General features: G+C 66.6%; 11 protein-coding genes. 4 read left to right on the top strand and 7 right to left on the bottom strand.

The features are described 5' to 3' along the window. Positions 1–34: 34 nt before the first annotated feature. Together AB0L82_RS09400 and AB0L82_RS09395 are read right to left on the bottom strand one after the other, a co-directional pair. Positions 35–670 (bottom strand): GNAT family N-acetyltransferase, encoded by a 636-nt coding sequence (locus tag AB0L82_RS09400; RefSeq protein WP_364633232.1) that lies wholly within the window; start codon positions 668–670, stop codon positions 35–37. Positions 671–700: 30 nt separating this feature from the next. Beyond that, on the bottom strand, positions 701–2,206 hold the full coding sequence (locus AB0L82_RS09395; RefSeq protein WP_364633230.1) for a cytochrome P450: 1,506 nt from the start codon (positions 2,204–2,206) through the stop codon (positions 701–703). Positions 2,207–2,384: 178 nt separating this feature from the next. On the opposite strand from AB0L82_RS09395, the gene AB0L82_RS09390 reads away from it, so the two are divergent. After that, positions 2,385–2,753, top strand: coding sequence for an SH3 domain-containing protein (locus AB0L82_RS09390; RefSeq protein ID WP_364633228.1), 369 nt, complete (start codon positions 2,385–2,387; stop codon positions 2,751–2,753). A 167-nt stretch (positions 2,754–2,920) separates the two neighbouring features. After that, a complete protein-coding gene (locus tag AB0L82_RS09385; protein WP_364633226.1) occupies positions 2,921–5,092 on the top strand; it encodes an MMPL family transporter in 2,172 nt (723 codons plus the stop codon). Here AB0L82_RS09385 and AB0L82_RS09380 read toward each other — a convergent pair. Genes AB0L82_RS09380 through AB0L82_RS09370 form a run of 3 tightly spaced genes read right to left on the bottom strand, consistent with a single transcriptional unit; the run spans position 5,068 to position 9,151 of the window. Continuing rightward, the gene (locus AB0L82_RS09380) at positions 5,068–7,038 is read right to left on the bottom strand and encodes an acetoacetate--CoA ligase (protein WP_364633224.1); all 1,971 of its coding nucleotides are present in this window, start codon (positions 7,036–7,038) and stop codon (positions 5,068–5,070) included. The two genes, AB0L82_RS09385 and AB0L82_RS09380, sit on opposite strands and share 25 nt — an antisense overlap. After that, on the bottom strand, positions 7,035–7,784 hold the full coding sequence (locus tag AB0L82_RS09375) for a 3-hydroxybutyrate dehydrogenase (protein ID WP_364633222.1): 750 nt from the start codon (positions 7,782–7,784) through the stop codon (positions 7,035–7,037). The genes AB0L82_RS09380 and AB0L82_RS09375 overlap by 4 nt, the downstream gene beginning before the upstream one ends. Then, positions 7,781–9,151, bottom strand: a complete 1,371-nt coding sequence (locus tag AB0L82_RS09370; RefSeq protein WP_364633220.1) for an MFS transporter — start codon at positions 9,149–9,151, stop codon at positions 7,781–7,783. Before AB0L82_RS09370 ends, AB0L82_RS09375 begins: the two co-directional genes overlap by 4 nt. Positions 9,152–9,289: 138 nt before the next feature. On the opposite strand from AB0L82_RS09370, the gene AB0L82_RS09365 reads away from it, so the two are divergent. Further along, positions 9,290–10,267, top strand: coding sequence for a LysR family transcriptional regulator (locus AB0L82_RS09365; protein WP_364633219.1), 978 nt, complete (start codon positions 9,290–9,292; stop codon positions 10,265–10,267). Here AB0L82_RS09365 and AB0L82_RS09360 read toward each other — a convergent pair. After that, positions 10,264–11,343 (bottom strand): Gfo/Idh/MocA family oxidoreductase, encoded by a 1,080-nt coding sequence (locus AB0L82_RS09360; protein WP_364633217.1) that lies wholly within the window; start codon positions 11,341–11,343, stop codon positions 10,264–10,266. The two genes, AB0L82_RS09365 and AB0L82_RS09360, sit on opposite strands and share 4 nt — an antisense overlap. A gap of 115 nt (positions 11,344–11,458) precedes the next feature. On the opposite strand from AB0L82_RS09360, the gene AB0L82_RS09355 reads away from it, so the two are divergent. After that, the gene (locus tag AB0L82_RS09355; RefSeq protein ID WP_364633215.1) at positions 11,459–12,046 is read left to right on the top strand and encodes a TetR/AcrR family transcriptional regulator; all 588 of its coding nucleotides are present in this window, start codon (positions 11,459–11,461) and stop codon (positions 12,044–12,046) included. A gap of 58 nt (positions 12,047–12,104) precedes the next feature. On the opposite strand, the gene AB0L82_RS09350 is transcribed toward AB0L82_RS09355, so the two are convergent. After that, positions 12,105–13,166 carry a hypothetical protein gene (locus tag AB0L82_RS09350; protein WP_364633214.1) on the bottom strand — a complete coding sequence of 354 codons (1,062 nt, stop codon included), beginning with the start codon at positions 13,164–13,166 and terminating at the stop codon, positions 12,105–12,107. Positions 13,167–13,209 lie beyond the last annotated feature (43 nt).

The raw sequence follows: 13,209 nt of genomic DNA, 5'->3' as shown, positions 1-13,209 counted from the left end.
TTAAACGCTGTGTTGATCAAACGCCATGTCGATTTCAGTCCCGAGTGCGCAGGCTCGACGGCAGCCACATCATGACGTTGACCTCCGGCCCGGACCGCCCGAGCCGGATATGCCCGAGCCGCAGTCCGCCGAAGGCGCTGTAGAAGCCGACATTCTCGTCCTTGCACAGGCCCAGCAGCGGGACCGCGGCCTGTTCCACCTCGGTCAGGCAGAACAGCGAAAGCGCCTTGCCCACACCGGTGTTCTGGAACCACGGGTCCACCCCGAGCGTGACGCCGAAGTAATGCGGCAGTCCCGGAGCGATTTTCGCGATGGTGGCGTCCATGGACAGCACGCGCGGGCCGTCGGAACCCATGGCCCACACGAACTCCGGGATCGAGGCCAGATAGCGCAGCGCGCCGAAATGGTAGTTCGCCGGCTGCCACAGCATCGCGCCGACGATCCGGCCGTCCACGGTGGCCACGTGCGCACCGCCCGCGGGCAGGTACTGGTGCCGGATCATGGCGCGAGTCAGGCGCGGCTGGGATTTGGCGCGCTTGGCCGGATTGGGGAACATGTACTCCCCGAACGGATCATCGACGCTGAAGGCCCGGTCCAGCACCGCGGTCATGGCGGGGATATCCCGCTTGGTCGCGGGGCGAATGGCGATGTGCTGCAATGTTTTCGGCAAGTAGTACACCTTCGGGAGAGCGGCGGGCGGTCAATCGCGCGGGACGGCCCGCATCATGAGCGGGTGTTCCGGTGCGCCGATGAAGGACATCTGGCGGCGAATCGGACCGTCGACGGCCAGGTCGAGATCGAAGCGCTGGGCAATGGTGGCCAGCGCGAGCACCACCTCCATGGTGGCGAAACCCTGTGCCATGCAGATTCTTTTGCCCGCGCTGAAGGCGAGCGAGGCCTGCCGGTGTTCGGCGGTCATATTCTCCGGCAGATAGCGAGTCGGATCGAACTCACTCGGCCGGTCCCAGACGCGCTCGTTGTAGTGCACGCCGTGCAGGCTCACCACCACGGTGGTTCCGGCCTTCACGTGATAGCCCGCGAGCACGTCATCGTGTTTGGCGACCCGGGTGAGGCCGATGACCGGCGGATAGATGCGCATGGCCTCGAGGAAGATGGCCCGGCACCACACCAGTTTGTCGACATCGTCGGCGGTCGGGGTGCGACCGGCCAGCACGCTGTCCAGCTCCTCGTGCAGTTTCGCCCGCACCTGCGGATGTTCGGCCAGCAGCTTCCACATCCAGGTCAGTGCGGTCGCGGAGGTTTCCATGCCCGCGCCGATGAAAGTCATGAGCTCGTCATGGATTTCGGCATCGCTGTAGCCGTAGCCGGTTTCCGGATCGCGCGATTCCATCAGCAGGGCCAGGAGATTGTCCTTGCGGGCGATGCGGCCGCTGCGATGATCGGCGATCAGGGAGTCGACGGCCTTCTCGATACCGCGCAGCTCGAGCATGATGTGCGGGGCGGACATCCACGTCAGTGCGCGCATGGCGCGAATGGGCAGCCGCGAACCCGCTTGCCGCTCAGGGGTTTCGGTGTGCCGGACCACCCAGGTCGAGAGTTTGCGCAGTGGGCGGCTCACGCCCGAGGCGAAGCCGACGCCGAAGAATTTCAGCAGGTTGGTGAGGTTGATCTGGGAGATCGGCCCGGACAGATCGGTGCCGAACATGGTGCGCGCCACCACATCCAGCATGAGTCGGTTCATCTCCGCACCGATATCGACCGGCCGACCAGCTGCCCCTGCGCTGGCGATGCACTCGAGGGTGTCGCGCGCGGCATCGGTCATCGGACCGGCGAACTGATCGATGGCGCTGCGCGCGAAGATGGGCCGCACCACGCGCTGATTGCGCTGGTAGCGCTGCTCATCCATATCGGTGACCAGACCCTGGCCGAAAGTCACCGCCATCATGTCGTATTCGGCGCTCTTGGCATAGTTGTCCTGATGCGCGACCAGAATGTGCCGGGCCAGTTCCGGACTGCGCACCACCACATATTTCAGCAGTGGCATGCGCGCCACGAGAATATCGTCCTGACCCGGTAATTCGGCGGCGATGTAATGCACGACGGTGCGGTCCCGCCAGCGCGGTATCAGCGCCGCGGCCAACCGCCACGACCGCCCCCACGACACTTCGGTCCGATGCCACCGAAAAGGCGCAGGCAGCCATTTCGGCGGATAAAGCTCGGTGCCGCCCCGGGTAGATGACGTCATTCGCCACCTCTCCACGCTCGAAAGTTCAACTCCCCGAATGGGTTCGGTCGGACACTACCGAACAGTAGCGACCCCCGCAGTGCCCCTGAGCTGGCGTTTAGAAAAGGTTTAGACGATGACCCTAGGTTCTCCTCCACCAAGCAACTGCTCGCTTGGCGTTGCGACGAAAGGCATTTCAATGAAAGCGCGAGTTTTTCTGGCGGCTGCGGTCACCCTCGGCTCGACCGGCGTATCGGTTCTCATCGGTGCCCCCGCCGCCAATGCGCAGCAGGCCTGTGGCTGGAGCGTGAACACGGGAACCCAGGTGCCGTCCAACGCGACCATGGACGGCCCCTACAACAGTTACAACCTCTACTCCGGAAACTCCTCGAGCTGCGCCAAAACCGGAGCCACCGTATTGGAGGGGTCGGCGGTCCGGGTCTACTGCCACGAAAACAACAATGCCGGAAACTCCTGGCTCTACGTCTCGCCCTACGGGAGCATTCGGGGATGGGTTTCCCGCGCGAACGTAAGTTCCTATTGGCCATCCGTTCCCAACTGTTCCTAGCCTGACCCATGGCTCCGGCTGGTCCACGAACCCCGGAGTGAATCGGTATTGCGGGAAAGAGGCGAAATGGGGAGTTCGGGCATTGCTCGGGCTCCCCTTCTTGCTAGTGTCGATCTTGCTTTGTGATGTCCCGGGCGCTGGGTTCGACCTCGGAGAAAAGGACCATCATGGCGCGATATCTCTATGCTCTGGGCCGGTTCGCCGCACGTCGGCGGTGGTGGGTGCTGGGGATCTGGATCGTTCTGCTGGCGGCCACCGTGACGGTGTCGATCACTTCGGGCGGCAAGCTCAATAACGATTTCACGGTGCCAGGTACCGAATCGCAGGACGTTGTCACCGTGCTCAACGAGAAGTTGCCCGCGCAGGGCGGGGCGTCGACGCAGGTGGTGTTCGCGACGCACGGGAGTGCGAAGGTGACCGATCCCGATGTCATGGCGGCGATCGCCGGTACCGTCACCGCGTTCAAGGGCGTTCCGCAGGTCGCGGAGGTGATCGATCCGTACCAGGCGAAAACCATTGCGCCCGACGGGCAGGTGGCATTGAGCGGCGTGCAATACACCGCACAGGCCGGGCAGGTGGAGGAAAGCACGCTCGACGCGCTGCGGGCCGCGGCGCGCACGGCCGAACAGGCCGGGGTCGAGGTCGAATACGGCGGTGCGGTTTATCCCGGGCTGCAAATGACCATTCCCGAGAGCCCGGAGATCTTCGGCCTGCTCGCGGCGTTCCTCATTCTGCTGATCACCTTCGGTGCGCTGGTGGCGGCCGGACTGCCCATTGTGACCGCGCTGATCGGCGTCGCCATCGGGGTCACCGGTATCACCGCACTGGCCGCACTGGTCGATGTGCCGACGGTGGCGACCTCACTGGCGCTCATGCTCGGATTGTCCTGCGGTATCGATTACGCATTGTTCATCCTGTCCCGGCATCGCAATAATCTGATGCAGCGCATGCCGATCGAGGAATCCATCGGCGTCGCGCTCGGAACTGCGGGCAGCGCAGTCGTTTTCGCGGCTGTGACGGTGATCGTGGCACTGTGCGGGCTGGCGGTCGTCGGCATTCCCTTCCTGACCGTCATGGGCCTGACCGCCGCCGGGGCGGTGCTGATCGCCATGCTGGTGGCGCTCACCCTGTTGCCCGCACTGCTCGGATTCGCCGGGCACACCGTCACCCGATTCCTGCCCACTCCACTGCGTCCCGGCCATAACGAGAAGGTCGCCCGCACCGCCGCGATCGCGCCCAGGTACACCGGCGGCCACGCGTGGGGCCGGTTCGTCACCCGCTTCCGGGTGCCGCTGCTCATCGGTGGCGTCGTCCTGCTCGGCGTCGCGGCCATGCCGGTGGCGACCATGGAATTCGGCCTGCCCAGCGGCGGTTCACTGCCCACCTCGAGTACCGCGCGCCGCGCCTACGATCTCATCAGCCATTCCTTCGGCCCCGGCTACAACGGCCCGCTCATCGCGGTCATCGACACCTCGCACGCGACGCCCGATGCGGTGCAGACGATTGCCATGGGCATCCAGGGCGAACTGGATGTCGCCACCGTCGTGCCCGCCGCGCAGGCCAACGACACGGTGCTGTTGCAGATCATTCCGGGCAGCGGGCCGAACGATTCGGAGACCGCGTCACTGGTGCAGGCGATTCGCGATCACCGCGAATCCATCGAGGGCAGTACCGGTGCGACCTTCCTGATCGGCGGTGCGACCGCCGCCAATATCGACACCTCACAGCGGCTCGGTGACGCGCTGCCGCTCTTCCTGGCGGTGGTGGTCGGCTTGGCGATGGTCCTGCTGACGCTGGCCTTCCGCACCATTTTGGTGCCGATCACCTCGATCATCGGATTCGTCGGATCGGTGTTCGCCGCCTTGGGGATTCAGGTCGCGGTCTTCCAATGGGGCTGGGGCGCGGACCTGCTCGGCGTGGTGCCGGGCGAGACACTGAGCTTTCTGCCGATCATCGTGCTGGCCATTATCTTCGGGCTCTCCAGCGACTATCAGATCTTCGTGGTCTCGCGCATCAAGGAGGAGCACACCGGCACCGGTGACGCCCGCCTGGCGGTGGAGAACGGGATAGCCCTGTCCGCCCGCGTGGTCACCGCCGCCGCGCTCATCATGTTCGGAGTGTTCGCGGCATTCATCACCGTGGACAACCCGATTCTCAAACCGCTCGCGTTCACGCTGGCGATCGGTGTGCTGCTGGACGCGTTCGTCGTGCGGCTGACATTGATTCCGGCGGTCATGGCGGTGATCGGCAATCGAATCTGGTACCACCCCAAGTGGTTCGACCGGTATGTGCCCGACTTCGATGTCGAGGGGAATCAGCTCGTCACAACGGGGCGCTGAGCGGCGTACCAGGACAGCAGTTCCGGGTCGTCGACGGCGCTGGGGTCCACGACCTTCGCCGAATCACGGCCCTGGAGTATCCGTTTGAGCGGGACCTCCAGTTTCTTGCCGGTGCGGGTGTGTGGAATACCCGGGGCACGGTGGATTTCATCGGGTACGTGTCGCGGCGAGAGCCGGGTGCCGATGGTGGCGGTGATGCGCTGCCGCAGTTCGGAAGTCAGCTCCAGATCGTCACGCAGCACCACGAACAAGGGCATCCAATAGCCGCCGTCCGCCAGTTCGATACCGAGCACCAGGGATTCCAGCACCTCCGGGAGCGCTTCGACCGCCTGATAGATCTCGGCGCTGCCCATTCGGATGCCATTGCGGTTCAACGTGGAATCGGAGCGGCCGTGCACGGTGACGCTGCCGTGCGAGTTGACGGTGATCCAGTCACCGTGCCGCCAGACACCGGGGTAGGTGTCGAAATAGGCGTCCCGGTAGCGGGAGCCGTCCGGGTCGTTCCAGAAGCGCAGCGGCATGGACGGCATGGGGGCGGTGATGACGAGTTCACCGACCTCGCCATGGATTCCGGTCCCGGATTCGTCCCAAGCTTGCAGGGCCACACCCAGATACGGCGCGGAGAGTTCACCCGGCCAGACCGGGACGGTCGGTACGCCGCCCATGAAGGCGGAGACGATATCGGTGCCGCCGCTGATGGATGAGACCGGGATATCGCCGATGTGATCGCGCAGCCATAGCGAGGAGGCGGCGGGCAGAGCCGCGCCCGTGACGCCGATCTGGCGCAGAGTGCTCAGATCATGCGCGCGTGCGGGATCCACACCCGCTTTCTCGCAGGACAGGACGTATCCGGGGCTCGTCCCCAGCACTGTGGTCCCGGTGCGAGCGGCCAAGTCCCACAGGGCATCCGGCGACCCGTAGGCGGGACTGCCGTCGTAGCAGACGATGGTCGCACCGGTCAGCAGTCCGGCGACCTGGAAGTTCCACATCATCCAGCTGGGGCTGGTGTACCAGAAGAAGGTGTCGTCCGGTCCGATATCCGATTGCAGGGCAACCGCTTTGAGATGCTCGAGCAGCACGCCGCCGTGGCCGTGCACGATTCCCTTCGGCTTACCGGTGGTGCCCGAGGAATACAGCACCCAGAGGGGGTGCGCGAAATCGACGGGAACGGTGTCGATGTCCGTCGCAGACCAGCCTTCGACGGCCGGATCGACGGTGGCGTCGTTCCAGTCGTACGCGCCCTCGAGACCATGACCGAACCGGTTGAGCAGGACCGTCCCCCGCAGACTGGGCAGACCCGCACGGAGAGTGACGATCTCGGCGCGCTTGTCATGCGCTCTGCCGCCGTAGCGGTAGCCGTCGGCGGTGATCAGCACCGTCGGTTCGAGTTGGCCCAACCGGTCCAGAGCGGCCCGGGCGGTGTAGTCCTGGCCGCAGGCGCTCCAGACGGCTCCCAGGCTCGCGGTGGCGAGGAAGGCGATCACGGCCTCGGGGATATTGGGCAGATAACCCGCCACCCGATCGCCGGGCCGGACGCCCAGATCACGCAGTGTTCGCGCCAGAACAGCTGTGCGGGATAGCATTTCCGCCCACGACACTTCCCGATCCGGGGTGTCTTCGCTGAGCGCGATAATGGCGGGCCGATCGGTGCGCGCCTGGCGGAGCACCTGATCGACATAGTTCAGCCGCGTGCCCGGAAACCATTCCGCTGCCGGCATCCTCGATTCGGTGAGAACCGGTCCGGGACGATCCCCGAGGTCGAAGTAGTCCCACAGCGCGCCCCAGAAACCGGGGATATCGTCCACGGACCACTGCCACAGCGCGCGGTAGTCCGCGGCCGAGACGCCGCGCTCCCCCACGAATCTCGTGAAGTCGGTAATCCGCGCGCCAGCAATTGTTTCCGCGTTCGGTACCCACTGCGGCCGCGCCTGCTCCTCCACTGTCATCGCGCGCTCCACCCGCCGTCCATGGTGTAGGTCGCCCCGGTCACCATGCGGGCGGCATCGGAGGCGAGCCAGCCGACCAGCGCCGCCACCTCATCCGGCTCCACCAGTCGCTTGATGGCGTTCTCGGTCAACATGATCCGCTCCACCACCTCCTGTTCGGCGATACCGTGTGCGACCGCCTGATCGGCGATCTGGGCATCCACCAACGGGGTTCGCACATAGCCGGGGCTGACGCAATTGCTGGTGACCCCGTGCGGTCCGCCTTCCAGCGCGGTCACCTTGGACAGACCCTCCAGCGCGTGCTTGGCGGTGACGTACGCCGACTTGTAAGCCGAGGCCCGGATGCCGTGCACCGAGGAGATATTCACGATCCGGCCGAATCCGCGCTCGTACATATGCGGCAGTGCCGCGCGCACCAGCAGGAACGGCGCTTCGACCATGAGCGCCAGCATCATTCGGAACTGCTCGGGCGGGAATTCGGTGATCGGGTGGATGCGCTGCACCCCGGCGTTGTTCACCAGGATGTCCACCTCGAGGCGCAATTCCTCGAGCGCGGTGACATCGAGCAGATCCACCTCCCAGGCGTGACCGCCGATCTCCGCGGCGACCTGTTTCGCGCCCGGGCCGTCGATATCGGCGACGATGACCGTCGCCCCCTGTCCGGCAAGCTCTTTGGCGCAGGCCGCGCCGATCCCGCTCGCACCGCCCGTGACCAGGGCGGTGCGGCCGAGTAGATCGCCTGTCATGCGGGCACCTTCCGATTGCTCTGCGCGGCCAGGCTTTCCGCGTCCGCGAGGTCGATGGCGGCCAGATCCGCGCCATTGGTCTCGCGGGCGAAGAGCACCGCGATGACGGTGACGGCGGCCGCACCGGCGAGATACCAGGCGATCGGCGTCGAGGACTTATAGGTATTGAGCAGTCGTACCGCGATGATCGGCGCGAGCGATCCGGCGACGATCGAGGTCACCTGATAACCCAGGGAGACACCGGAATACCGCATCCGGGTGGGGAACATCTCGGCCATGATGGCGGGCTGCGCGGCGTACATGAAGGCGTGGAAGACCAGGCCGATGATGATCGCGGACAGGATCACGAAGTTGTGCTTGCTGTCCATCATGGGGAAGGCGAAGAAGCCCCAGGTGCTCGCCGCGAGCGCGCCGATCAGGTAGATCGGGCGGCGGCCGAAACGGTCGCTGAGTCGTCCCGCGAGCGGGATCACCGCGAAATGTACTGCGTGCGCGGCCAATAGCCACCACAGGATGACCTTCGTGTTGGCCCCGACGTGCACCTTCAGATAGGTGATGCTGAACGTGACCACGAGGTAGTACAGGATGTTCTCGCCGAAACGCAGGCCCATGGCCGTGAAAACCCCACGCGGATAACGCTTGAGCACCTCGACGGCGCTGAACGAAGCCGCCTTCTCCTGTTCGGCCACCTGCTGGGCAGCCAGGAAGATGGGCGCGTCGGTGATCTTGGTGCGCACGTAGTAGCCGATCAGCACCACCACCGCGGACAGCCAGAACGCCACTCGCCAGCCCCAGGACAGGAACGAGGCATCGGACAGGCTCGAGGTCAGGATCAGCAGTACGACCGTCGCGAGCATATTGCCGACCGGCACCGCCGCCTGCGGCCAGGACGCCCAGAACGCGCGGCTCTTGCTCGGACTGTGTTCCGCGACAAGCAGAACCGCGCCGCCCCACTCACCGCCGACCGCGAAGCCCTGCAGGAAGCGCAGCACCACCAGCAGCGCCGGGGCCAGATAGCCGACCTGCGCGTAGGTGGGCAGACAGCCCATCAGGAAGGTCGTCGCGCCCACCAGCAGCAGGCTCAACTGCAGCAGTTTCTTGCGGCCGTACTTATCGCCGAAGTGCCCGAACACGATTCCGCCGAGCGGGCGCGCCGCGAAGCCCACCGCGTAGGTGACGAACGCCGCCAGAATCGCGTCCAGATCGCTGGTGCCCTTGGCGAAGAACACCTTGTTGAAGACCAGCGTCGCCGCCGTGCCGTAGAGGAAGAATTCGTACCACTCGACGACGGTGCCCGCCATCGAGGCGGCCACCACCCGCCGGAGCCCCGCCAGCGCTGTGCGCGGCTCCGTATCCCGGACGCTCATCGTGCAACTCCTTCACGATCGGGCCGCATCCCCTCATCTGTGACGCGGCCCACAAACCAATCGAGTACTGAGTATTCGTGCACACGCGACCGGGCGGCAATGGCCAACTTCGCAACCGGTATCTGCGAAAATGCACATATGAGCGTGACCCCCGCCACTGCCCGGCCCAATCCGGATGACCTGCTGGTGCTGCTGGCGGTGGGCCGCACCGGCCGCTACGTTTCGGCGGCCGATGAGCTGGGGCTGAACCACACCACCATCTCGCGGCGCATCGCCGCACTCGAACACGCGCTCGGCGGCCGCGTCCTGATGCGCGGCGCGAGCGGATGGGAATTGACCGAACTGGGCCGAGAAGCCTTGGCGGCGGCCGAGACCGTGGAAGCCGCGGTTCGCTCACTGGCCTCGGGCGCGGGCGGCGCGCGCGTTCTCGAAGGCGTGGTCCGCATGTCCGCCACCGATGGCTTCAGCGCCTACCTGGCCGCCCCCGCCATCGCCCGCGTACAGCGTGACCACCCCAAGGTGACGGTCGAGATCATCACCGCCACCCGCCGCGCATCCCTGCAACGCTCCAGCCTCGATATCGAAGTCGTCGTCGGCAAACCCCAGGTGCGCCGCGCCGAGGCCATCCCCCTGGGCGACTACACCCTCGCCCTCTACGCCTCCGAGTCCTACCTCGCCACCCACGACTCCCCCGCCTCGGTCGCGGACCTGTCCCGCCACCCTCTCGTCTACTTCATCGACTCCATGCTCCAGGTCGACGACCTCGACCTGGCCCCCATGCTCTTCGCCCCCACCATGCGCGAATCCATTTCCTCCACCAACGTTTTCGTCCACGTCGAAGCCACCCGAGCCGCCGCGGGCATCGGCCTGCTCCCCTGCTTCATGGCCGACCGCCACCCCGACCTCGTCCGAGTCCTCCCCGACGAGGTGGCCGTCCGCCTCACCTACTGGCTCGTCACCCGAGCCGAAACCCTCCGCCGCCCCGAGGTGGCCGCCATCGTCCGCGCCCTGCGCACCCAGGTCCTCGCCGACCGCGAAGCGCTGCTTGGCGGACATCCTGATCTTCGGGAGGGCAATGGGTCGGCGCGTTTCGCCTGGCGGGCCGAGGGCGGCTAGGCGAGGGACCGGGCGGTTCCGGAGGCCGCGGAGTGCTCGATCGCGGCGAGTAGCCGGTGGTGGCGCAGGGCGGTGTCGAAGTTCGGATATGGTTGCCGCTCTTCGGCTATGGCCAGGGCGACCTCTCGGTAGAGGGCTGCGATATTGGCCGGTGGTCCGGACTCGATGGCCGGCGGAACGGTGCGATAGGTGTCCGGGATGGCCATGCGTTCGTCTCCGATGCGGATATCCCAGTCGCCCCAGTGAATGAAGCTGCCGGGATCGGCGGGGGTGGCGGTCAAAGTCGCTTCGCTGCCTACGAGTTCGAGGCGGAATCCACCCTGGGCATTGCCGTTGCCGCCGTGCACGGCGATGGAGGTGGTGCCGCCGTTCGCCAGGAGTCCGTGCAGCAGAACGTGACTGGGCGTGCTGTTGGGTGCCGTGCGTTGCGTTCCGGTGATCAGCACATGGTCATGGGTACGCGGTAGCCGCGCGGAGACCTCGGTCAGTGGACCCGCGACTCGTTCGAGTGCGGCCAGGAAATGACCGGCCATGATGGTCAGGATGGTGGTGCCCTGCGCCGGATCGAGAGCGAATTCCAGGTCCGGCCAGATGCGATTGCCGCCGAAAGGCGCTCCCGCAGCGGTCAATACGACCGATTCGAGTGCACCGATGCGGTCGGCGGCCACCAGGTCCGCGACGAAACGGGCGCTCGGGGAGTGATGACCCTGGAGGACGACGGCGTGGATGACACCGGCTTCGGTTGCGGCCGCGGTCAACTCGGCCGCTTCCTCGGCATCGACGCCCAGCGGCCATTCGGACACAACGTGTTTCCCCGCATCGAGTGCCGCGCGGATCACGGCGGCATGGCCGGCGGCCTTCACCGACACCACGACCAGATCGACCTCCGGGTGCGTGACGAGTTCACCCGCATTCGAAAAAGCGTGCCGCACAGCGTGAGCGGCCGCGACCTTGTCCGCGCTGGCCTGTTTGGTGGTCGCGACCGCCGTCACCTCGAACTCCTCGAGCGCCGCCAGCGCGGGCAGGTGGGAACTGTCCGCCCAGCCGCTGGCCCCGACCACTCCGACTCGAATCATCTACGCCACTCCCTAGTTGTGTACCTTTTGGTATGAAACTAGGTGGCGCGGCGCTCGCGCACAAGGGATAATGTACCGATAGGTAAGAAACCGCACGGAGACCATGGAGGACGGTATGCCCGGTGGACGACCGCGCGCCTTCGATCCGGACACCGCACTTGATCAGGCGTTGGATGTGTTCTGGCGCAACGGCTTCGAAGGCACATCGATGGCCGAGCTGACCGCCGCCATGGGCATCAACAAGCCGAGCCTGTACGCCGCCTTCGGCAATAAAGAAGAGCTGTTCACCAAGGCCCTCGCCCGCTACCTCGACGGCCCGGGCGCGTACGCCACTGCCGCACTGGACGCGGATACCGGGCGCGATGTGGTGGAGCGACTGATCCACGGAGCCGTCGAACTGACCGCGGGCGCGGCCACGCCGCCGGGCTGCCTGTGCGTCAAGACCGTTCAAGCCACCGGACCCGACGCGCACGCGGCGCACCGGGATGCGGTCGCGGTGCGCAAAGCCGGGGAAGCCGCACTGCGCAGGCGGCTCGAACAGGCAACCGACCTACCCGCCCGGCACGACCCGGCTACCCTCGCCGCCCTGATCCACACCATCTCCGACGGCATCGCGGTCCAGGCCGCCGCCGGGCGCTCGCGCGCCGAACTGCGCAGCATCGCCGACTCGGCGCTCCATGGCATCCTGGACCACCGCGCCTGAATCTACCTGCACCGGTCCATGATTCAGCGTCGGCGCGTCAAGCCCGCGCGGCGGTGGGTCACTCCTCCGGGCCGAGTTCGACGACGGTACCGGGGTGGGCGAGGGAGGCGACGGTAATGCGGCCGCCCTTGGCCTGGTCGATGAGCTGACCCTGCCAGGCGACGAGGCAGGAGGCGGCTTCGCTGTTGTAGGCGCGGTCCAGGATCGGGGCCAGGGTTCGGGCGAGGTCACCCTCGGCAGCGATGAGCTGGGCGCGGTAGGGGCCGTAGTAGGGCAGGATCGCCTGTAGCACAACCGCTTCCACGGCCTGCACCTGCGCGATGACGGGATCGATCAGCGGCTGGTTCCGGGTGATGATCGGTGCGATCTCCGCCAGGACCGGCCCTGCCAGGCGAAGGATCGGCTGGTAGACCGAGCCCAGGGCGAAAGCCTCAGAGGAGAACGGGCCCGCCAACGGCGCGAGGCCGATAAGGGAGGCGAGACCGCCCTGCTGCTTCGGTGCGGGCCAGCCGATCGGGCAGGCGGGCTGGGAGTCGACCGGCGCGACGGCGAACGGGTTATCCGCGGCGAGGGGCACCGAACCGTTCGGAGAAGTACCGGGACTCAATGGCACCGACGCGTTAGGAGCGGTACCCGGGCTCAACGGTACCGACGCGTTGGGGGAAGCGCCGGGGCTCAACGGAACTGCCGCGTTCGGGGTGCCGCCCTGCCCCAGCGGCACAGTGGCACTCGGGGAACCGCCCTGGCCGAGAGGCACGGCGGCGCTCGGCCCCGCACCCGGAGCTCCACCCTGGCCGATCGGCACGGCCGCGCCGGGAGCGCCACCTGTACCCAGGGGCACAGCGCCATTCGGGGCGACACCGGCGGGAGCGATTCCGGCGGCATCGGGGGCGGCCGCCGGAGCACCGGCCAGCGGCGCGGGTGCCACCTCCACCTTGCCCGGAGCCGTCGAAGTGGTGGCAGCCTGCTGCTGCGGCGCGGCCACCGCGGCGGGGGCCGGATCATTGTCCCGAACAATCAAAGTCGTTGCGGCAGCGGCACTACCGACCACGGTGAGCGCCGCGATCGCGCGGATGGCGGCGACCACGGCCGGACGCCTGGTCTTTTCGGCGGAGGTCATCGACCCGTACTCCCTGTGCTAGTGGTGGGGCCACCCGGCGCGA

It is taken from the genome of Nocardia sp. NPDC052001, from assembly GCF_040680615.1.
GTDB lineage: Bacteria > Actinomycetota > Actinomycetes > Mycobacteriales > Mycobacteriaceae > Nocardia.
Note: the sequence above shows the minus strand (reverse complement) of the source record. Positions and strands in the feature narration are given on the sequence as shown.